Annotated in this window: 21 protein-coding genes; 12 read left to right on the plus strand and 9 right to left on the minus strand. The window is 43.8% G+C overall.

Annotated features, from left to right (window positions below; all coding sequences use genetic code 11):
- Positions 1–53: 53 nt before the first annotated feature.
- Entirely contained in the window at positions 54–1,139 is a 1,086-nt protein-coding gene (gene namA, locus FHW89_RS21115) for an NADPH dehydrogenase NamA (RefSeq protein ID WP_172337034.1), read from the plus strand.
- An 87-nt stretch (positions 1,140–1,226) separates the two neighbouring features.
- Entirely contained in the window at positions 1,227–1,646 is a 420-nt protein-coding gene (locus FHW89_RS21120) for an OsmC family protein (RefSeq protein WP_172337035.1), read from the plus strand.
- A gap of 105 nt (positions 1,647–1,751) precedes the next feature.
- On the opposite strand, the gene FHW89_RS21125 is transcribed toward FHW89_RS21120, so the two are convergent.
- The 4 genes from FHW89_RS21125 to FHW89_RS21140 all read right to left on the minus strand — a co-directional run bounded on the left by FHW89_RS21125 (position 1,752) and on the right by FHW89_RS21140 (position 5,663).
- Entirely contained in the window at positions 1,752–2,150 is a 399-nt protein-coding gene (locus FHW89_RS21125; RefSeq protein ID WP_172337036.1) for a hypothetical protein, read from the minus strand.
- Positions 2,147–2,788 (minus strand): hypothetical protein, encoded by a 642-nt coding sequence (locus tag FHW89_RS21130; RefSeq protein ID WP_172337037.1) that lies wholly within the window; start codon positions 2,786–2,788, stop codon positions 2,147–2,149. The genes FHW89_RS21125 and FHW89_RS21130 overlap by 4 nt, the downstream gene beginning before the upstream one ends.
- An 81-nt stretch (positions 2,789–2,869) precedes the next feature.
- A complete protein-coding gene (dacB, locus tag FHW89_RS21135; protein WP_253952284.1) occupies positions 2,870–4,279 on the minus strand; it encodes a D-alanyl-D-alanine carboxypeptidase/D-alanyl-D-alanine-endopeptidase in 1,410 nt (469 codons plus the stop codon).
- The gene (locus FHW89_RS21140) at positions 4,254–5,663 is read right to left on the minus strand and encodes an APC family permease (protein WP_216650648.1); all 1,410 of its coding nucleotides are present in this window, start codon (positions 5,661–5,663) and stop codon (positions 4,254–4,256) included. Before FHW89_RS21140 ends, dacB begins: the two co-directional genes overlap by 26 nt.
- A 312-nt stretch (positions 5,664–5,975) precedes the next feature.
- On the opposite strand from FHW89_RS21140, the gene FHW89_RS21145 reads away from it, so the two are divergent.
- The 9 genes from FHW89_RS21145 (at position 5,976) to FHW89_RS21185 (ending at position 14,451) form a co-directional block, all read left to right on the plus strand.
- On the plus strand, positions 5,976–8,213 hold the full coding sequence (locus tag FHW89_RS21145; RefSeq protein ID WP_172337039.1) for a sodium-translocating pyrophosphatase: 2,238 nt from the start codon (positions 5,976–5,978) through the stop codon (positions 8,211–8,213).
- Between the two features lie 75 nt (positions 8,214–8,288).
- Complete coding sequence (locus FHW89_RS21150; protein WP_172337040.1) at positions 8,289–8,750, plus strand: hypothetical protein; 462 nt, start codon at positions 8,289–8,291, stop codon at positions 8,748–8,750.
- A gap of 208 nt (positions 8,751–8,958) precedes the next feature.
- Entirely contained in the window at positions 8,959–9,621 is a 663-nt protein-coding gene (locus FHW89_RS21155; protein ID WP_172337041.1) for a VOC family protein, read from the plus strand.
- Between the two features lie 205 nt (positions 9,622–9,826).
- On the plus strand, positions 9,827–11,029 hold the full coding sequence (locus FHW89_RS21160; protein ID WP_172337042.1) for a cation:proton antiporter: 1,203 nt from the start codon (positions 9,827–9,829) through the stop codon (positions 11,027–11,029).
- Positions 11,030–11,383: 354 nt separating this feature from the next.
- Positions 11,384–11,917, plus strand: a complete 534-nt coding sequence (locus FHW89_RS21165; protein ID WP_172337043.1) for a GNAT family N-acetyltransferase — start codon at positions 11,384–11,386, stop codon at positions 11,915–11,917.
- An 83-nt stretch (positions 11,918–12,000) separates the two neighbouring features.
- Positions 12,001–12,849 carry a methylated-DNA--[protein]-cysteine S-methyltransferase gene (locus tag FHW89_RS21170; protein WP_172337044.1) on the plus strand — a complete coding sequence of 283 codons (849 nt, stop codon included), beginning with the start codon at positions 12,001–12,003 and terminating at the stop codon, positions 12,847–12,849.
- A 10-nt stretch (positions 12,850–12,859) separates the two neighbouring features.
- Complete coding sequence (locus FHW89_RS21175) at positions 12,860–13,567, plus strand: 2OG-Fe(II) oxygenase (protein ID WP_172337045.1); 708 nt, start codon at positions 12,860–12,862, stop codon at positions 13,565–13,567.
- Positions 13,564–13,830, plus strand: coding sequence for an Ada metal-binding domain-containing protein (locus tag FHW89_RS21180; protein ID WP_172337046.1), 267 nt, complete (start codon positions 13,564–13,566; stop codon positions 13,828–13,830). Before FHW89_RS21175 ends, FHW89_RS21180 begins: the two co-directional genes overlap by 4 nt.
- 57 nt (positions 13,831–13,887) lie before the next feature.
- Positions 13,888–14,451: a hypothetical protein gene (locus tag FHW89_RS21185; RefSeq protein WP_172337047.1), complete on the plus strand. Its 564-nt coding sequence runs from the start codon at positions 13,888–13,890 to the stop codon at positions 14,449–14,451.
- 100 nt (positions 14,452–14,551) lie between these two features.
- On the opposite strand, the gene FHW89_RS21190 is transcribed toward FHW89_RS21185, so the two are convergent.
- The 4 genes from FHW89_RS21190 to FHW89_RS21205 all read right to left on the minus strand — a co-directional run bounded on the left by FHW89_RS21190 (position 14,552) and on the right by FHW89_RS21205 (position 18,920).
- The gene (locus FHW89_RS21190; protein ID WP_172337048.1) at positions 14,552–15,439 is read right to left on the minus strand and encodes an esterase family protein; all 888 of its coding nucleotides are present in this window, start codon (positions 15,437–15,439) and stop codon (positions 14,552–14,554) included.
- Between the two features lie 129 nt (positions 15,440–15,568).
- Positions 15,569–16,456, minus strand: coding sequence for an esterase family protein (locus FHW89_RS21195; protein ID WP_172337049.1), 888 nt, complete (start codon positions 16,454–16,456; stop codon positions 15,569–15,571).
- 64 nt (positions 16,457–16,520) lie between these two features.
- Complete coding sequence (locus tag FHW89_RS21200; RefSeq protein WP_172337050.1) at positions 16,521–17,480, minus strand: MBL fold metallo-hydrolase; 960 nt, start codon at positions 17,478–17,480, stop codon at positions 16,521–16,523.
- Between the two features lie 345 nt (positions 17,481–17,825).
- Entirely contained in the window at positions 17,826–18,920 is a 1,095-nt protein-coding gene (locus FHW89_RS21205) for an AI-2E family transporter (protein ID WP_172337051.1), read from the minus strand.
- A gap of 218 nt (positions 18,921–19,138) precedes the next feature.
- On the opposite strand from FHW89_RS21205, the gene FHW89_RS21210 reads away from it, so the two are divergent.
- Positions 19,139–19,315 carry a DUF6496 domain-containing protein gene (locus FHW89_RS21210; RefSeq protein ID WP_167516215.1) on the plus strand — a complete coding sequence of 59 codons (177 nt, stop codon included), beginning with the start codon at positions 19,139–19,141 and terminating at the stop codon, positions 19,313–19,315.
- A 44-nt stretch (positions 19,316–19,359) separates the two neighbouring features.
- Here FHW89_RS21210 and FHW89_RS21215 read toward each other — a convergent pair whose 3' ends face one another.
- Entirely contained in the window at positions 19,360–20,337 is a 978-nt protein-coding gene (locus FHW89_RS21215) for a Gfo/Idh/MocA family protein (RefSeq protein WP_172337052.1), read from the minus strand.
- Between the last annotated feature and the right edge of the window lie 13 nt (positions 20,338–20,350).

Genomic DNA, 20,350 nt, shown 5'->3' on the forward strand with positions numbered 1-20,350 from the left:
AACAGTGAGCGCTTTAATGCTGTTAGTTACCATATTTGCCTAAAAGATTAACTATGGCTCATCTGTTTTCTCCCCTAAGAATAAAAAACGTCGAATTAAAGAACCGTATTGTGGTATCGCCTATGTGCGAATACTCTGCCGAGGATGGTTTTGCCAACGACTGGCACCTCATTCACCTGGGCAGCCGGGCCATTGGTGGCGCCGGGCTCATCATTACCGAGGCCGCCGCAGTTTCGGCCGAAGGTCGTATTACTTTTGCCGACCTGGGTATTTATCGTGATGAGCATATCGAAAAACTAAAACGCATTACCGACTTTATACATGCCAACGGAGCTATTGCCGGCATACAACTGGCCCATGCCGGGCGCAAAGCCAGTCATGTGGAGCCCTGGAACGGGGGTAAACAAATCCCTTCAACCCAGCCCAAAGGCTGGCAAACATTAGCTCCAAGCGCCATCCCCTTTGCCGAAGGTGAAGAGGCGCCGCTTGCACTGGATAAAACAGGCATTGAAAAAATAAAGGCCGATTTTAAAGCGGCCACCAAAAGGGCTTTAGCTTCAGGTTTTAAGTTAATTGAACTGCATGGTGCACACGGCTACCTGATACATCAGTTTTTATCGCCTATCAGTAATCAACGTACAGATGAATATGGCGGGTCATTTGACAACCGTATCCGTTTGCTGCTTGAGGTGGTGGAAACCGTTAAGGAGGTTTGGCCCGAAGAAAACCCTTTGTTTGTACGGCTATCATCAACAGAATGGACGGAAGGGGGCTGGACGGCCGATGACTCCGTAGCCTTGGCCAAAATATTGAAAGATAAAGGAGTTGACCTGATTGATTGCTCAAGCGGCGGTAACGTGGTGGGTGCCAGGATTCCCTTAAAACCAGGTTACCAGGTAGAATTTGCCGAGAAAATTAAAAAGGAAAGTAGTATACTTACAGGGGCGGTAGGACTAATAACTACCGCTTACCAGGCCGATGAAATTATACAGGAAGGAGAGGCCGACCTCATATTCCTGGCCCGCGAAATGCTGCGCGATCCGCATTTTCCGTTACGTGCCGCGCATGAATTAGGGCACGAAGTAAAATGGCCGGTACAATATGAACGTGCCAAATGGCCGTCTTTAGAAAAAAGATAAAAAGAACAGACAAAAAGAGCATACACTTGTTTTGAACTGCTAACTTTGGTACTAACCAACACAAAAAACATCATTTAAACAACAACTATGAAACGTACAGCAAACGCCCATTGGAACGGCACATTACAAGCAGGTCAGGGAGAGATTACCACCCAGAGCACCGTGCTAAACAAAACCCAATATTCATTTAAAACCCGTTTTGCCGATGGTATCGGTACTAACCCCGAAGAGTTGCTTGCTGCAGCACACGCAGGCTGTTTTACCATGGCCGTTGGCGCTGCCTTAACCCAAGCTGGTTTTACGCCCAATGATTTGACCACCGATGCCATATTGGATCTGGATATGGTTGGTTTGGCAGTTACGAACATTCACCTGGAACTAAAAGGCTCTGTTATTGACGGTGTTGATGAGGCAACCTTTAAACAAATTGCCGAAGGCGCCAAAGCCAATTGCATTATTTCAAAAGCACTGAGCGTACCTATTACTTTAAACGTTACTTACGCTTAAAAATTCCCATACGTGTCATTGCGAGAAGGAACGACGAAGCAATCTCCTCGTTGATATAAACGCGAGGAGATTGCCACGCTGCGCTCGCAATGACATATTTGATTTTTATTTCTGTATCAGCGCCAGCAAAGCCTGCGGTGTTTCGTAAGTGCCGCTTTTATAGGTGAGTACTTTTACACCTACGCAAAGGGTATCGACGGTGTTGTTGGGGTGGGTAAGATAAATCTTTCCGCGAACATCGGGCTGATAACCATCATCTGTCCTTTTCATATCGGTTAATAACTGCATCACACTGTCGATACCTGCTTTTTGCGTGAAATTTTTAACCTTGCTTTCCGGAAAGTAATAATCAAACTTATCGCAGGTTATCCTGAATTGTGTTTCGCGCCCCAGCTCGGTAAATTTAAAACGGATGCTTTTAACCTCATCGGCAGGATTGGTTTTAGGCTTGCAGGCGAAGAGGGTGGATGCTATTAGGATGATAGCTATGCTTAGTTTTTTCATATTCGTTTAAAAATGAAGCTCGATCTTTTTACAGTAAAAAACGCCATCATTGCAAATAGTAAAGCAGGCGCATAAAATTTCTTGATTATTTGCACCTGTTCCTCCCATATTTTTTGATCGGTTTTAATTTCAACATAAGTATATCTAATACCTCCACACGGCATTGCATAAGATTTACTATCCTTTTGAGGAGCTACATAACCTGCATATATATCATCCTGATACGGGGTATAGGCCAGAACACCTTCTATCTGGCATAAATTATGTGCCTGTACATATGACCAGTATTTGCTGGTTTTTCCAAAATGAAACCTGACCCCTTTATGAGTATCCTTTGATTGGAGTATTTCCCTTATTTCTAACCGTGCAAAATCTAAACGGCTTTTAACGGCGGCATCATTACCATCCAGGTTGATATCTACATAATTCCGAACAGGAGGGAATTGGGCATGGTATGTTTCGGAGATTTTTTTTGCATCCCATCCAGATTCATACATGGCAACATCAATATAGCCCAGATGTACAAATGCCTTATGTTGAAACAAAAACACCAAACAAAACACAGGCAGCAACACCAGGCTGATCACCCCGGGCAGATAAATGATCGGTTTACGTGGGGTTAAGGTTAATACTCTCAAGGTTTACAAATTTGGTTATCCTAAATTTAGAATATAAAAACGGCAAATCAAAAAGCTCCCCCTTTAGGGGGCTGGGGGGCTCTACTTCAGCACATCCAGCACCCGGAACATCTTTTCTTTGATGCCCCTGCTTGATCCGTTAAAGTTGTTCACCATGATAGAGAAGCACAGCTCGCGGCCATTATGGGTTTGATAACCAGCGTAGCAAAGCACGCTGTTGATGCTGCCGCTTTTCATTTTCATGTCGTTATAAACCGGCAGGCTCTCATACAAATCGGCAAACCAGCTTTCTTTTTTGGCCGATTGCAATATTTTGGCCAGCGTTAAGGTAGTTACCCTGTCGCCTGGCGACAGGCCGCTGCCATCGTAGGTATTGATGCTGTTCGGGTCGATACCGCGGGTTTTCCAGAATTTTTGAACTTCTTCAACTCCGTTGGCCGATGTAGGTTTGCGGCCCTGTTTCCAGGCAATGGTTTTGAGCAGCTGCTCGGCATACAGGTTGATACTTTTTTGGTTGAGCCAGTAAACAATGCGGCTCAATGGCGGTGACGATATAGTAGTTAAGTTTTTGGCGATGAGCGGCAATTTCAGATCCTTAGCCGCTAAAGTAGTCGCCGATTCTGGATTACCAGTTACTAAAACGCCTAATTTTTTTAAGGTATCTGATAAACGCAGCGCAGCATCATAAGCCGGATCGGGGAGGGCTGCGGATATACTCTTTTTCTCCTTATCAATAGCATAACTACCTCGCAAATACATCACCGAACTGCCAACGGGCAAAAAGGCATAGGCATTATCGCCGGAGCCTGATTCGCCATTGATCAACTCGCTTTTAAAAGTAAGGTATGGGATGTTGGGAACGGTACGGGATATACCAACCGGGTTACCTACCACACCGGTTCGCAATTTGATATCAAACTGGTTCTCGCGCCAGCACAGGCCCGATGTGCCCGCGCCATAGTAGTTGCCCACATCCTGCCATATCCACCCTTCGGGGATAGATTGCGTACCGAAAATACTATCATCGCCAATAATACGACCATTGATTTTTTTGATACCTGCTTTTTGTAAAGCATCGGTCATCAGGGTTAATACATGAGCCTCTTTGGTTTGTTCATACCGCCAGCTGCCCAGGGTAGGGTCCCCCGCGCCTTTGATGATCACATCGCCATTGAGCGTGCCATCAGTAGCAATTTCACCGGCGTAGCCCAGTTGGGTCTGGTATTTAAAATCGGCCCCCAAAATATTGAAGGCCGTTATGCTGGTAATAGTTTTTAGGGTTGATGCCGTAGCCAACCCCATATTGGGGTTGGCGGCAAATATTTGTTCGCCTGTTTTGGCATCCAGTACTGTTAGTGATAATGATGCATAGCTGCACTGACTATCGGTTTGCAGCCTGCCAAAGGCATTCGATAATTTCTGCTGAAGATCCTGGGCATAAAGCTGCCCGCTTATTAAAAATAAACTAACTGCCAGTAACCGTTTCATCATGATGTTTAACGTTCCGCTGCGATATAAAATATATCGGGATACCTATCAGTACAATAATTAAGCCTGGCCAGGTAAATTGCGGTTTATATATAATGAGCAATATACAAAATGCCAGTCCCATTAAAATATAAATAGCAGGTAAAATAGGGTAACCAAAGGCTTTGTAAGGGCGTTCGGCATTAGGGTGTTTAGCGCGTAAAATAAAAATACCGATGATGGTAAGCATATAAAATATCACTACCACAAAGGATATCATATCCAGCAGATCGCCGTAACGCCCACTTAAACATAGTATAGAAGCCACCACACACTGTATCCATAAGCCGAATTGCGGAACCCCAAATTTATTCAGATCGCCGGTACGTTTAAAGAAAAGACCATCTTTGGCCATGGAATAATATACCCTTGCACCAGAAAGGATCAATCCGTTATTACAACCAAAGGTTGATATCATGATCATCACCGCGATAACATAGGTGCCGATATTACCAAATATCACATGCGAGGCTGCCACTGCAACACGGTCTTTTTCGGCATTGGCAATATCATGCAAAGGCAGCACTCCTGTATACACCACGTTGGCCGATACATAAATAATGGTTACAATTAAGGTGCCCAGCCCCAAACTCAGCGCCACATCGCGTTTGGGGTTCTTCATTTCACCGGCAATAAAGGTTACGTTGTTCCAGGCATCGCTACTGAATATAGAACCTACCATGGCTGCCGCGATAGCGCCCAATGCTCCGCCTATGGTTAAAGCGGTAATGCTACCGTCTTTACTCAAGTTGTGAATATCCCAGGCATTGCTCCAGTTGGCATGCCATATGTCGCCTTTTAAGGCTAAAAAACCAAAACCGATCAATCCAAAAAGACTTAGCAGTTTGGTTAACGTAAATGTGTTTTGGATCAGCTTTCCGCCTTTTACGCCTCTGGTATTGATAAAAGTTAAAAATATGATCAGTACGATGGATACTACCTGGGCCGCGCTGATTTTCATGAAACCCAAATTCAGCAGGATATTATCTTCACTAAAAGCGGGTATTAAATAAGCAGTAAATTTAGAGAAAGCTACACCCACAGCGGCTATGGTGCCGGTTTGTATCACCGCGAAAAAGCTCCAGCCATATAAAAAAGCAATGAATTTGTTATAAGCTTCTTTCAGGTAAACGTATTGTCCGCCGGCTTTGGGGAACATGCCGCTGAGTTCGCCATAGCTCAAGGCGGCGGTGAGGGTCATAAAGCCGGTGAGTACCCAAATGGCTATTAGCCAGCCAGATGAGCCTACGTTGCGGATAATGTCAGCACTTACAATGAAAATACCCGAACCTATCATGGAGCCCGCCACCAGCATGGTGCCGTCGAGCAGGCTCAGTTCGTGTTTCATTTTTGGTTGATCAGTTTTTTTTGTCATGTGTTATTCAAAGGGGTTTAAAGGCCTAAACTATTTAAAAAACTTTATAATAAGCAGGCTCTTTGTAAAGAAAATAAAATTACTATTTTGCATCCACCAATTAATAGAGGCTAAGGATTACGAATTTTTGAGGCAGGGATTTTTAGAACGAGGATCGGTTATCAAATATAAAGATTTTTGATACACCGCAAAATATCCGTTCTGAAATTATCGGTGCTTCCTGTTCGGCAATACCTGGCTTCTGACTACCATTTACTAAACCATTACTAAACCAAATTTGTGAACATGGATTTTTTGAACAACTACTTGATCTACTTAATTCCGGTAATAGGCCTTATAGGCATTCTCGCGATGGCGATTAAAGCTGCCTGGGTTACCAAACAAGATGCTGGCGACGGCGACATGGCCCAACTGGCAGGCTATATTGCTGATGGGGCAATGGCTTTTTTACGTGCGGAGTGGAAAATACTGAGCGGGTTTGTACTTATAGCGGGCATTTTACTCGCCTGGTCGGGCACCACAGTGGCTACATCAAGCCCGGTTATTGCCATATCGTTTTTAATTGGCGCGTTTTTATCAGCATTCGCAGGTTTCCTGGGTATGCGTATAGCTACCAAAGCCAACGTGCGCACCACACAGGCCGCGCGTAGCAGTTTGGCCAAAGCCTTAAAAGTTTCCTTTACCGGTGGTACGGTAATGGGATTAGGGGTTGCCGGTTTAGCCATTATTGGTTTAGGATCATTATTTATTGTTTTTTATACCATGTATGTTAAAAGCCATGGACTTGATGTAAACAGCGAAGCCATGGCCAAAGCGCTTGATGTTTTAGCGGGCTTCTCGCTGGGGGCCGAATCGATAGCATTATTTGCCCGCGTGGGTGGTGGTATTTATACCAAAGCAGCCGACGTAGGTGCCGACCTGGTTGGTAAAGTGGAAGCGGGCATCCCCGAGGATGACGTACGTAACCCGGCCACTATTGCCGATAACGTAGGCGATAATGTGGGTGACGTGGCCGGTATGGGCGCCGATTTGTTTGGATCATACGTGGCTACTATGCTGGCTACTATGGTACTGGGACGCGAAATTGTATCGCATGATGCTTTTGGTGGTATTGCCCCGGTATTATTACCCATGGTGATAGCTGGCTTAGGTTTGATATTTTCTATTGTAGGTGCAGCCTTTGTGAAAATCAAAAACGAGACCGATAGCGTTCAAAAAGCACTTAATATTGGTAACTGGGCGTCTATCGTTTTAACTGCTATTGCCACGTATTTTGTGGTACAATGGATGTTGCCTGCTGGTGAGTTCCATATGTCGCGCGATGAGGCTAATGGTTCTATCAAAGCCGGTTCGTTAATATTTACTAAAGACGGGGTTTTCCTGTCGATAGTTGTGGGCCTTATTGTTGGTACCTTAATGTCCATTATCACCGAATATTATACCGCTATGGGCAAGCGCCCGGTACTTAGCATTATCCGCCAGTCATCAACCGGGCATGCTACCAACATCATCGGTGGTTTGGCTGTAGGTATGGAATCAACAGTATTGCCTATTTTGGTACTGGCATCAGGTATTTACGGCTCATACCATTTTGCAGGTTTATACGGTGTGTCGATTGCTGCCGCGGGTATGATGGCTACTACAGCTATGCAATTGGCTATCGACGCTTTTGGCCCTATTGCCGATAATGCCGGTGGTATTGCCGAAATGAGCCGACTGCCCGAAGAAGTACGTCACCGTACAGATAACCTGGATGCCGTAGGTAACACTACCGCTGCTACAGGTAAGGGATTTGCCATTGCTTCGGCCGCGTTAACCTCACTGGCCTTGTTCGCGGCCTTTGTGGGTGTGGCCGGTATCGAGCATATTGATATTTACAAAGCCGATGTTTTGGCTGGTTTGTTTGTGGGTGGGATGATCCCCTTCATCTTCTCGGCTTTATGTATTTCTGCAGTAGGTCGGGCGGCTATGGCCATGGTGGAAGAAGTAAGACGCCAGTTTCGCGAAATACCGGGTATTATGGAATATAAAGCCAAACCCGAGTATGAAAAATGCGTGGCTATATCAACCAAAGCTTCTATCCGCGAGATGGTTGCTCCCGGTTTGATCGCCCTGATCACGCCTATTATCATTGGCTTTGCTTTTGGCCCCGAAGTTTTGGGGGGCTTACTGGCAGGTGTTACCGTATCAGGTGTGCTGATGGGTATTTTCCAGAGTAATGCGGGTGGTGCATGGGATAACGCCAAAAAATCATTTGAGAAAGGCGTGGAGATCAATGGCGAGATCCACTACAAAAAATCGGAGCCACACAAAGCATCCGTAACCGGTGATACCGTGGGCGATCCGTTTAAAGATACCTCAGGCCCGTCAATGAACATCCTCATCAAACTGATGTCGATCGTTTCATTGGTGATCGCGCCACATCTCAATCACTCGGATGCTGGCAGTCAGCATGCCCAACGTGAGGTGCACCGGCAATCGCTAATCACCCACGTAGTGATCAAGACCGACAAAAAGCTTTAATTCAAATAGTAGTGTTGAGGAGCTGCCTGAAAGGGCGGCTCTTTTTTGTTGGAGGAAAGATATATCTTAGTTCTGATGAAAAAGTTAAAGCAATTCAATCCCCGGGATATAATTCTTACTACAAGTATTGTGACTTTTCTTATTTCATTAACTCAACAATGTTATTGTACAACCGATAGTTGTGGATATTCGATCGCGGCAGTTTTTTCGGGTGCAATAGGTCTTTTACTTGGTGGTGCAGGCATTACATGGCTTGCAAATCCGTTCTTATTAGCTTCATGGATATTGGCTAAAAAAAGTCCTGAGTTTTCTTTACTAATGAGTTTTTTAGCGGTTGCTACCGCGCTTTTCTTCCTGTCATTTTCAAAAATCATGGTAAATGAAGCTGGAAGTTATGGTCAGATCATCAGTTACAAATTAGGTTACTGGCTGTGGGTATTAAGTTCTGTTATTATGTTTGCAGGAAACAGTTGGTTATATTTTTCAAAATGGAGAGCTGTGGCGCAACGAGATCTGCCTCTTCAAAACAATACCTAAATTTTTCGTCTCCGCAGGGTTTCTCGCAGCGGGCCCTGCGTTTTGAATTACCATACGATGAACCTCAGGGCCCCTTTCAGGAGACCCTGAGGGAACGAAAATAATTGAACTACTTTATCATTCTATTCCCATGTTTTTACTTGTAATACTTCAAGCATCAAGTAATTTCTAAATTAGCGGTATCACATCACCCTATACTACTACTACTATGAAAATTAAGGAAATTCATTTGCTGACGAATAACCTGCCGGTAACAGAGCAATTTTACAATCATGTACTCGATATTAAAACTAACCGGAAAACAGAAAACGAGCTTTCATTTTTAATAGGCAAAACCAGGGTCACTTTTATACATTCAAAAGAAAGCGTAAATCCCAATTATCATCTGGCATTCGATATCCCCACCAATAAACTCGAAGAAGCTTTGGCATGGATAAAGGAAAAAGTAACCATACTCCCGGTTATTGCTGATACTTACCTTTCGGACATTAAACTTTGGAACGCTCGGTCATTTTATTTTTATGATAACAATGAGAACCTGCTGGAATTGATATGCAGGTACGATCTTCTAAACCAATCCGAGGCTCCGTTTAGCGGTGATTCCATTCTGCACGTAAGCGAAATTGGTATAGTGACCTCAAATGTGCAAGCTTGTGCTGATGATCTTATAGCCAGATACGGTTTGGATTATTATGCCAAACAACCCAAACAGGATAATTTTATGGCCTTGGGAGATGAGGGCGGTCTGTTTATATTGGTTGATCCAAACCGGAATTGGTTCCCAACGGATAAGAAAGCTCAGCCATTTTGGACAAAGCTCACATTCTTCTCAAAAAATGAGGATCATATTTTGCATGTAAACCATGCCTGAAGTTATAGCGTTTTAAAACGTGTAAAGCACGACAAACTTTACCCGTTAAAATATATTTTTAGGCGAAACAAGAATAAATCAGCCGAAATAACATCAATAGGTAATAAACCTATTTGGCGGATCCATAAACAAGCCATATCCAAAACAATACCTGAATTTCGTATGTTAGGCTCATTTACGGACAAACATTAAAGCACCCCCCAATTTGACTACATACACAACCCTTATTATACTTAGCGGACTGGTCATATTTTCCTACCTGTTTGATCTGCTGGCCGGTAAAACAAAGATCCCATCGGTTATTTTATTGCTACTGCTGGGCATTGGGCTGAAACAGGTGGTAGAATACTTCAATATCCCAATGCTCAATTTCTCGCTCATCCTGCCCACGCTGGGTACATTGGGTTTGATACTGATCGTATTTGAAGGGGCCCTGGAGCTGCGGTATAACAGCGATAAAAACGCGGTTATCAAAAAGGCATTCTTTTCGGCATTGGGTGTGTTGTTATTGAGTTCGGTAGCCATCACCGGTATTATCTATTACCTTACCGGCGAAAGCATCTACAAATGCTTTGTGAATGCCATACCTTATTGCGTGGTGAGTTCGTCTATCGCCATACCTTCTGCAGCCAATCTCATCAAGAGTAAAAAGGAATTTATTATTTATGAGTCCTCGTTTTCGGATATCCTTACGGTAGTGCTGTTTAATTTTATCGTCCGGAATCCTAAGATAGATATAGGTTCATTTGCCAAGCTGGGTGGCGAGCTTACGGGTATTATCCTGGTGGCTATCCTGTCGTGTCTGGCCTTGTTATATGTTATCGGGCGCTTAAAACATCATATTAAATCGTTCCTGATCATATCATTATTGATCCTGGTTTATTCTATCGGCCAGTCATACCATTTATCTGCACTTATCATTGTACTGGCTTTAGGCTTGTTCCTAAATAATGCCAACCAGATCAATTTTTCCTGGTTCCGTCGAACATTTATTTACCCTGCCTTTAAGCATGATATTAAGCAATTGCACCAGCTTTCGGCTGAGAGCGCTTTTTTGATGCGTACCTTCTTTTTTATCGTTTTTGGCTATACCATGAATATCCACGAGTTAAACGATATGCCGGTATTGCTGAGCGCCGGGGCCATTTTGCTTTCTATTTACATAGTACGCTTCCTGTACATTAAACTGGTATCCAAAACCGACCTGATGCCCGAGCTTTTTATTGTACCCCGCGGATTGATCAATGTACTATTATATTATAACCTGCCGGCCAATTTGCGCATCCCGCAGGTTGGCGCCAGTTTGTTATTTGTGGTAGTGTTGGGTACCAGTATTATACTGAGCCTTGGTTTGCTGGTAACCAAAAGACAGGCAACCAGTCAGAGTCAGGAATTTGGTGATGTTTAGCTCACTCGCTCTTTTGAAAAGTTATAAATCATGGTTTACATGTAAACCCAGTTTTTGACTAAATAACTTAATTAAATAATTGATTGACAGTTGTTTTTTTTAATGTAAACCATGAAAAGTGTAAACCGTGTAAACCCACTTTTGCTTGCTGCTCTCCTCACGCGTCATTGCGAGGTACGAAGCAATCTCTATACTATACAGAGCGGTTCTGCTTATCGGGATTGCTTCGTACCTCGCAATGACACGTGTATCAAAAAACATAGATCGGTGAATGGACTCCACGCCGAAATTTGAATTGCACTCATTCCAAACAATTGTCAGGAATTAATGATATTTGATTAAACGAATACATCTATGACTATTATTACCCGCCTTGCTACTTTTGAGGATATATCTTTTTTACAGCAATTGATAGGGGCATCGGTACGTGGATTGAGTACAGCTTATAATACCCCAAACCAGATAGAAAGTGCCATTAAATATATTTTTGGTATCGATACACAACTCATCATTGACGGTACTTATTATGTGGCCCAGATTGGCGATACCATAGTGGGTTGCGGCGGCTGGAGCAAACGGAATACACTATACGGTGGCGATCAGCATAAAGCTGTGGAAGACCCGCTGCTTGATCCGGTGACAGATGCTGCCCGCATCCGGGCCTTTTTTGTACATCCCGACTGGGCCCGGAAGGGTATTGGCAAACATATTATGCAGGTATGCGAAAACGCGGCTATTGAAAATGGCTTTACCCGTTTTCAGCTGGGAGCCACTTTACCAGGGGTGCCGCTTTATGAGGTGATGGGTTATCGCCCTGTAGAGCATATAGAACAGCCCATGCCCGATGGCGAAATGCTGCCGATTGTAAAGATGTATAAGGGCTTGTAGCCGCTCTAAACTGCGCAAGTTTCGGGTTTTATAGGGGTTGATATCGGGGTAAATTTGTTTATCAATAATTAATAAACAAGACGATGAACACACAAGAAAAAATCAATTACGACCGTATCGCCGAGGCGATCAACTATATAAAGCTGAACTTTAAAAATCAACCCAACCTGGATGATGTAGCCGAAAAAGTGCATTTAAGTCCTTTCCACTTTCAGCGTTTATTTACCGATTGGGCAGGTATCAGTCCTAAGAAATTTTTGCAGTACCTGAGTTTGGATTACGCCAAAAACCTGCTGAAAGATAAACAGGCAACTTTGTTTGATGCCGCTTTTGAAACCGGCCTGTCGGGCACCGGCCGCCTGCACGATCTATTTATCAATATTGAAGGCATGACACCCGCCGAGTACAAAAATGGCGGCAAGGAGCTGGATATCAACTACAGCTTTGCCGAAAGTCCTTTTGGTAACATCATTGTAGCCTCAACTCCCAAAGGTATTTGTTATATGGCTTTTGCCGATGACCGGGATGACGCCTTTAACAAGCTTCTGGAGCAATTTCCCAATGCGTCCTATACACAAGTTGTGGATGTGGCCCAGCAGGATGCACTGCATATCTTTAAAAAGGACTGGTCGGAGTTATCCAATATAAAGCTGCATTTGAAAGGTACCAGCTTTCAGCTTAAAGTATGGGAAACGTTGCTAAAAATCCCTATGGGTGATCTGAGCACTTATTCCGATATCTCTAAGCAGATCCATCAACCCAATGCCAGCAGGGCGGTAGGCAGCGCGATAGGGGCCAACCCGGTTGCTTTCCTGATCCCTTGTCACCGCGTTATCAAATCAACCGGCGAATCGGGTGGATATCACTGGGGGCCAACCCGCAAATCGGCTATCATTGGCTGGGAAGCCGCTTTAGTTAACAACCAGGCATAATAGCACAGATATGAGTATTCAAGAACGAATTGCCGGCCTGAACTGGGCCGGCATTTCCAATGGGATGGATAGCAAAGGTTATGTGCTGGTAAAAAATGTATTAACAGCGGAGGAATGCGATGATCTCACCGCTGAGTATACTAATGATCAACTGTACCGGAAAACCATCATCATGGAGCATCATCAGTACGGATTGGGAGAGTATAAGTATTTTAAATATCCCTTGCCTGCGCTTATCCAGCAATTGCGGGAAAGCGTTTATCCACAACTGGCGCCCATTGCCAATGGCTGGATGCAATATTTGAATAAAGAACAACGCTTCCCGGATACTTTGGATGAGTTGCTGCAGCACTGTCATGAGCATGACCAGCTAAGACCAACACCACTGATATTGCAGTATACCCAGGGCGGCTATAATGCTATGCACCAGGATCTGTATGGCGAAGTATTTTTTCCGATGCAGCTGGTTTTTATATTGGATGAACCCGGCCGGGATTATGAGGGCGGTGAGTTTATACTGATGGAGCAAAAGCCCAGGGCACAATCGCGCGCTATAGTGCTCAAACCGAGTAAAGGTGATATGCTGCTGTTTACAACAAGTTACCGTCCCGCCAAGGGCAGCATGGGCTATCATAAAGTAAACATGAAACACGGGGTAGGCGAGGTAATCGCAGGCAAACGTCGCAGTATGGGGGTTATTTTTCATGACGCCAAATGATCAGGCATCTGGAACTGGGCTATAAGGCTTTTACCCGTAGCAGAAAACTCAAGCAACTGCTCGATGCCAAACAGATTTGGTTTGGCGGCAATGCCCGGCTTAAAATTTATGGTACGATGAACTGCGGATCGGGCAAAAGAATGAAACCAGAGAACCGGGTTTTCTTTACTTCGGAAGCAGAGGCGCGTAGCCTGGGATATCGCCCTTGCGGACACTGTATGAGAGCGGAATACCAGAGATGGAAGAATTCCCAACATAATTAAAGCGCACCTTATTGCGTTTATATGATTGGCTAAGTACATTTAGCCAATCTTATCATCATGCTCAGGAAAACCATCTTTATTCTATTTATACTCGTAGCCGGCAGAACGGTTTATGCGCAAACCGCTGACGAAGTATATGATCGTTATGTTGATTTTAACGAAGCGTTTCTGAATGCCAATATGGAAAAAGCCATGACCCTTGGCGAGCAAATATTGCCCGATACCGCCAAACTGAAACCCGGCATCCGTACCAGTTTCTATAACTTTATGGCACAGGTTTATGAAGGTGATCAGCAAAGCGGCAATGCCATTATGTATTATAATAGGGTAGTTGCAGCAGAACCCAATTACTATGTAGCTCACAGGGCCTTAGGTTTTCTGTATATTAAGGATATTTCGGGCAAGCCTGCTAATGAGGTTGTAGTAGATGCAGCTTATATCAGCAAAGTAAAAAAAGCCTTACCTCACCTGGAAAAAGCCCAGGCCTGCGACCCGGACGATGAAACACTAAACCTGATCAAACTGCTTTACCGCAATATAAAAGATCAGCATGGTATTGATACCTTACCCGCCCGACTTGCCCAACTAAAAAAGAGCTGTGTAGATATCCTGAGCCCATGAAGATGTGCAAATGTGCGGATAAGCAGATATGCAAATTAAAGATGTGCAGATAATTTCAATGCAGCTCATTTGCATATTTAAAATCTGCACATCTACAAGCTTACTTTTGCCTGAAGCTATCGCCTATGAATTCCAGGGCATCGGTAATGCCGGTGCGCCAGTAGGTCCAGTTGTGGCCGCCATCACGTATCCTGAATTCATGCGGGACTTTCTTCTCCATCAGGGCAATGTGAAGTAGAGAGTTGCCCTTGCTTAATGGATCGTCGTCGCCACAGTCTATCCAATAGCGAACCGTCTTTAGTTCGTCAGTAGTTTTACTTTGTACCAGGCCCAGTATTGAGTAGTTTTGCCAGGTAGTATTTAAGCGTTCCTTACCTTTCAGATCAGGGCCGATCACTTTGCTATATACTTCGGCCCAGCGTGCATCCGGGATGGCTATCAGATCCTCATCACTACGTACCGCCGCACTCAGGGCTGCTGCTGCCGAAAACATTTCGGGGTGTTTAATGCTATAAACCAGCGTACCAAAACCACCCATGGATAAACCTGCTACACCGCGGTATTTTTTTTCGGCTTTGATGTGATACTCTCTTTCAATATCGGGGATAAATTCCTTAAAAAAGAAATCCTCATAATTTTGTTTCCCATCGTAGGAGTTAATATAATAGGTGGTCTGGGCATCGGGCATCACAATAATCATGGGCGGAATTTTACCTTCGGCAATAGCTTTGTCGGCATAATGGTTTATTTCGCCAAACTGCAGCCAGCCGGTTTGATCGTCGCCATAACCATGCAGCAGGTACACCACCGGGTATGTCCGGTTTGATGTTTCATAATCGGGGGGCAAATAAATAGCGTATTTTACATTATGGTTTAAAATATCGCTTTTGATGTTTTGCTCGTCTATCACTTTACCTGTATGCTGGGCAAATGAGGCGCCAGTGCTTAAAAGTAATAAAAGCAAGCAGAGCTTAAGGTATAATTTCATAGATTTTTAGTATCTGTTTAGTATCAAGCAGCGAGTATCAAGTATCAAGCCGGTTTCTCATTTGGATATATACGTTGTCATTTGCCTATCCGCACATCAAAAGCTCCCCCTTCAGGGAGCTGGGGGGCTCTATTTCTGTCTGAAACTATCGCCTATAAATGCCAGCGCATCAGTAATACCTGTACGCCAGTAGGTCCAGTTGTGGGCGCCATCCCGAATCCTGAACTCATGCGGTACTTTTTTCTCCATCAAAGCTACATGCAGCAGGCTATTGCCTTTGCTTAAAAAATCATCATCACCACAATCAATCCAATAGCGTACGCTACTTAGCTGCTCTGTGGTTTTATCCTGCACCATGCCCAGTACTGAATTGGCCTGCCAGGCCTTATTCAAGCGATCTTTACCTTTGAGCCCGCGCCCATACAGCTGTGCAAATACATGGTCCCAGTTTTCATCAGGCATACCCACCATCTGATCATCCGGAAGTACGGCCGCGCTCAATGCCGCTCCGGCAGCAAATAACTGAGGGTATTTGAGGGTATAAATAAGTGTGCCATATCCTCCCATTGACAAACCAGCTACACCCCGGTATTTTTTATCGGCTTTAATGTGGTAAACTTTTTCAATCTGCGGCATAAATTCTTTAATAAAAAAGTCTTCATATTTTTCTTTGCCGTCATAAGAGTTGATATACCAGCTTGAATCGGCATTGGGCATCACAATAACCATGGGTGGAATAGTGCCTTCGGCAATTGCTTTATCGGCATAACGGTTTATTTCGCCAAACTGCAGCCAGCCGGTATTGTCATCGGTATAGCCGTGCAATAAATAAACAACAGGGTAACTGCGATTGGCTGTTTCATAATCGGCCGGCAGATAGATAGTATATTTTACACTGCGTTTTAAAATACTGCTTTTAACGGTTTGCTCCTCAATAACTTTGCCCTGCGGCTGTGCAAATGAGGCATTAACCCATAGGATGCAGCAAAACAGCAGGCACTTCTGAATGGTGTTCATAGATAGGCGGTTTAGTTTTGGTTGATGGAAATTTAGGTAATTTTTAGCGTTAGCCAAATACTATCTAAAAATTAAGCGCTTTACCCTGTACCGGGTATACCAGGTTTAGCTGTAACTGATTGGCAGTTTTAAGCTGGGCCTTGATCCGGGTTATGCTGTTGGCGGGTGGTTTAAGATGTGTAACAACGATATTTAACCCTTTTAACTCAGCCGGACCTGTAAGCGCGGCCAGCTTATCCATTTCGGTCATGAACCAATGTGGTGTCAGATGACCAAAAAGTGTTTTATCAGGTTGTTCATCAGGGAAAGACACCTCGATCAGGACGGCTTTTAATTTTTTGGTTTTTATGAGTGGGGCGATAGCCTGCCAAAGGTTTTGCAGGTTGGTGCTTTTTTCAATAGCATCGGCGCCGGTATCACCCAGATACAAAACGTAATCATCATTACTTTGTACCAGGAAGGCGGTACTGGTTAAGTTAGAGTGACTCAACGGGAAGGCCTGTACTTTAAGCTGAGTATTTTCGATAGGAGTTTCGGTGCCGGGATATAGTACCTTATAGCGATATTTTTTTAAAGCAGGTGTTTCGCCTTGATCTGCAAAGTTGGCCCAGCTTGCCCAGGTAAAATAATGAGTTTTGATAGTTTCAATGGTACCCTGAAGACCATAAATGTTTTTGCTGCTGTCTTCGGGCGAATTGATGATGAGCCCGGCTATATGATCAAGGTGAGCATGTGATATAAAATAGCCTTTAATATATTGTCTCAGTACCTTATCACCAGGTACCTGGAATGTTTTGTTTGCCACCGCTTTTTGGATACCATAATGTAAGGTGCCAGCGTCAAAACAAATATATTGCTGAGTGCCGGTGGCGGCCAGCATATAGGCCGAAAGATTGCTTTCGTCGATACCGCCAAGTACACCTAAGGGCACCAGTCTGAAAGCTGGTTTGCTTTTGGGTTGTGCCAGCACAATAAAAGGCAGCAGAATATAAGTAACTATCAGTAATGCTTGCTTAAGGCGCATATTTAGTTTGTTTTTTGATTGCAGATTATCGCAATTGTGGCCACTAAATTAGTGATCCCATGGCATTAAGCAGGGCGATAATTAAAAAATATAGCGGACTTTGAGACAGCGTGTACAAAAGAACTTTTTTATGGGAAGCCAAAAGAGAAATATTTTAATAAATGGATCCCTTTTACGACGTATATCAAGAACTTCTTTGCACTTTTTACATCTGTAAACAGGGCGTGGCGGGGCATTAACAATTTGCATTACTTAGGGGGATTAATACAGCACAAACCTAAAACAAAAGGCCGAAATTTTAAAGCGGCTTCTTCCAAAAAGGTATTAACTTTCTGTTAAATAGAGTTACTCTGTTTTCATTTCGGCGGCAGCAGGTTTTTTGTATTCGTAATCACCACCTAAAAGATAGCCCCACGGCTTTAAGCTTTCGATACGGTCAAATATGATCTTGAAAATAGCTATAACCGGTATCGACAGGAACATGCCCGACAGGCCCCAGATCATTTCGCCTAAAATGATCCCTATAAATGATATCAAAGCATTGAGCCTTACTTTTGAACCTACAATGGTAGGCAATAAGAAGTTAGCATCAATAGCGTGTATGCCAATTACGCTACCCATCACCAATAAGGTGTCCTTAATGTTACCTGTAGCAAAGGTGATAATGGCACTAAGTAGCAGCGCGGTAAAAATGCCAATATAGGGTATGATATTGAATAAGCCTACAATTATACCCAGCAAAGCAGCATACTTAATGCCAATGAGCAGGAAAACGCTGATGGCCACGGCCGCTACGATTACCATTTCTAAAAGCAATCCCAGGATGTATTGTCTTAATATGGATTGAATATTTTCTACTATATCCATTACAATATGCTCATTTTCATCGCGGAAAACCCAGATAATGAAACGTAGTAGCAAGCGCCTGTAGAGCAATATAAAAAAGGTAAATATCAGTATGAACACATAAAAAAGCATCAGCGATGAAATAGCTCCGAAAGTTGTACCCAGTACGTCGCCGCCTGATGCCATGATCTTATCTGCAGTACTGTGCACATAACTCATTTGCTTTTCGGTATCAATATGAAAGGCGGAATTTACCCACTGCTGCAAATCTTGCAATGATTGTGTTACCTGTTTCTTGAGCATAGGCCAGTCGCTGGCTACTTTTGATATTTGTGAGCCAACCAGGTATAATATGCCGTAAACAAAACCAATAAGCAGTAATATGGATAATAAGGACGACGCGCTTCGTGGCAGCCGGCATTTTTTTTCCAGAAAATTAGATACAGGTAACAGTAGGATCGCGAAAATAAATCCGAATATCATCGGATCAAGCAGATCTTTACCAATAATAACAAGATAACCAAGTGCGAAAAAACCGATTAATATCAGTGCAAGTCGTTCGTAAAAAGGGGCGATCAGTTTTTTTGCTGGCATATTAATTAAATTGCTTTTTCAGTGTTTTTCAGATGGGTAACATAAATGATTACCGGATGTTTGAAGTTAAGTAATAATTGCCGACAATTTTGCCATTTTAAGTTTTTTGTACACCTGAAGCGATCAAATGTATGTTCTGTACCGGAATAGCTGTTTGGCTAGATGAGATTTGGCAAATATTTTGCACGAGTTAAATTATCTATCTAAAAACTAAAATTATGGCAAAGTACTCAGAAAAAGCAGGTGAAAAAGTTGAAAAAACCATGCACGAAATGAAAGAGGGTAAACTCAAAAGCGGTAGCGGCAAAAAGGTGACCAGCAAAAAGCAGGCTGTAGCTATTGGCTTATCCGAAGCACGTAAAGAAGGTGCAAAAGTGCCTAAAAAGAAAAGCTGAAATTTAAAATGGAAAGCGTTATTGCTCCAAACAATAACGCTTTTTTACCCATGACTGGTAAATGCATCCATCACATCCATTAGCACAATCGCTTCTTCTATACTGCAAGGATTCGGTCCTTCGTTTTTAAAGTAGGCTACTATCTTTTCGATCATCGGTTGTTGTATATGCTGCGGATGCGTAAAAGTTATGGTTTCGTCTTCTGTATCGGTTTTCCAGCTGATGTAGTTACCAAAAAAGGGGAAGGTGATCTTACCTTTGGTGCCGATGATCTCGCAGGTATCAGTAGTTAAGTTTTCAGCTACATTAAAGCACCAGGAGCCGTTTACTACCACTTTGTTTTTAAATAAGATCTCTCCGCAAACGTGATCGTCGGCCGGGGTAGCGCCCGATTGGTTGAGCGAGAAGCCATGATATTTCTCAGGTTGGCCAAAGTAATACAGCATCAGATCGAGCTGGTGCGGGGCAAGATCATGGAAATAGCCACCACCAGACAGTTCCGGATTTACCCGCCAGTTGTCCTTGGTTTTGGCAATCAATTCTGGTTTGCGGCTTTGCCACATTCTGATCTGTACCGTGCGAATATCTCCTATCTTTTTGTTATCGATTAGCTCCTTAACGGTTAAAAACATAGGTACAGCGCGGCGATAATGGGCAACGGTAAGCTTCGCATTGCTTTGTTTTACAGCTTCGGCCATTGCGCGGGCCTCAGCGGCGTTGCGGGTAACCGGTTTTTCCACATATACATTCAGCCCTTTTTTTAAGGCACTCAGGGCATATTCCAGGTGCGAGGATGGGGGCGTAGCAATATAAATGGCGTTAACACCGGCCTCATTCATCAGTTTTTCGGCATCACTGTACCACTGGCCTACCAGGTGGCGCTGGGCATAGTCGGCAGCTTTGGTTGCGTCGCGACGCATCACAGCCAACAGATCGCTATCGGCTACTTTTTTAAATGCCGGTCCGCTTTTTACTTCGGTTACGTCGCCGCAACCAATAATGCCCCAATTGATGTTGCTCATATAAGTAAGTACT

It is taken from the genome of Mucilaginibacter sp. SG564 (assembly GCF_013149275.1).
Classification (GTDB): Bacteria; Bacteroidota; Bacteroidia; order Sphingobacteriales; family Sphingobacteriaceae; genus Mucilaginibacter.

Excerpts from the sequence above, each read along its gene's own strand:
- FHW89_RS21125 (WP_172337036.1), bottom strand. The coding sequence starts at position 2,150 with ATGAAAAAACTAAGCATAGCTATCATCCTAATAGCATCCACCCTCTTC.
- FHW89_RS21185 (WP_172337047.1), top strand. The coding sequence starts at position 13,888 with ATGCTCAGGAAAACCATCTTTATTCTATTTATACTCGTAGCCGGCAGA.
- FHW89_RS21205 (WP_172337051.1), bottom strand. The coding sequence starts at position 18,920 with ATGCCAGCAAAAAAACTGATCGCCCCTTTTTACGAACGACTTGCACTG.
- FHW89_RS21150 (WP_172337040.1), top strand. The coding sequence starts at position 8,289 with ATGAAAAAGTTAAAGCAATTCAATCCCCGGGATATAATTCTTACTACA.
- FHW89_RS21175 (WP_172337045.1), top strand. The coding sequence starts at position 12,860 with ATGAGTATTCAAGAACGAATTGCCGGCCTGAACTGGGCCGGCATTTCC.
- FHW89_RS21140 (WP_216650648.1), bottom strand. The coding sequence starts at position 5,663 with ATGAAACACGAACTGAGCCTGCTCGACGGCACCATGCTGGTGGCGGGC.
- FHW89_RS21180 (WP_172337046.1), top strand. The coding sequence starts at position 13,564 with ATGATCAGGCATCTGGAACTGGGCTATAAGGCTTTTACCCGTAGCAGA.
- FHW89_RS21165 (WP_172337043.1), top strand. The coding sequence starts at position 11,384 with ATGACTATTATTACCCGCCTTGCTACTTTTGAGGATATATCTTTTTTA.
- FHW89_RS21200 (WP_172337050.1), bottom strand. The coding sequence starts at position 17,480 with ATGCGCCTTAAGCAAGCATTACTGATAGTTACTTATATTCTGCTGCCT.
- FHW89_RS21190 (WP_172337048.1), bottom strand. The coding sequence starts at position 15,439 with ATGAAATTATACCTTAAGCTCTGCTTGCTTTTATTACTTTTAAGCACT.
- FHW89_RS21215 (WP_172337052.1), bottom strand. The coding sequence starts at position 20,337 with ATGAGCAACATCAATTGGGGCATTATTGGTTGCGGCGACGTAACCGAA.
- namA (WP_172337034.1), top strand. The coding sequence starts at position 54 with ATGGCTCATCTGTTTTCTCCCCTAAGAATAAAAAACGTCGAATTAAAG.
- FHW89_RS21170 (WP_172337044.1), top strand. The coding sequence starts at position 12,001 with ATGAACACACAAGAAAAAATCAATTACGACCGTATCGCCGAGGCGATC.
- FHW89_RS21195 (WP_172337049.1), bottom strand. The coding sequence starts at position 16,456 with ATGAACACCATTCAGAAGTGCCTGCTGTTTTGCTGCATCCTATGGGTT.
- FHW89_RS21145 (WP_172337039.1), top strand. The coding sequence starts at position 5,976 with ATGGATTTTTTGAACAACTACTTGATCTACTTAATTCCGGTAATAGGC.
- dacB (WP_253952284.1), bottom strand. The coding sequence starts at position 4,279 with ATGATGAAACGGTTACTGGCAGTTAGTTTATTTTTAATAAGCGGGCAG.
- FHW89_RS21210 (WP_167516215.1), top strand. The coding sequence starts at position 19,139 with ATGGCAAAGTACTCAGAAAAAGCAGGTGAAAAAGTTGAAAAAACCATG.
- FHW89_RS21120 (WP_172337035.1), top strand. The coding sequence starts at position 1,227 with ATGAAACGTACAGCAAACGCCCATTGGAACGGCACATTACAAGCAGGT.
- FHW89_RS21155 (WP_172337041.1), top strand. The coding sequence starts at position 8,959 with ATGAAAATTAAGGAAATTCATTTGCTGACGAATAACCTGCCGGTAACA.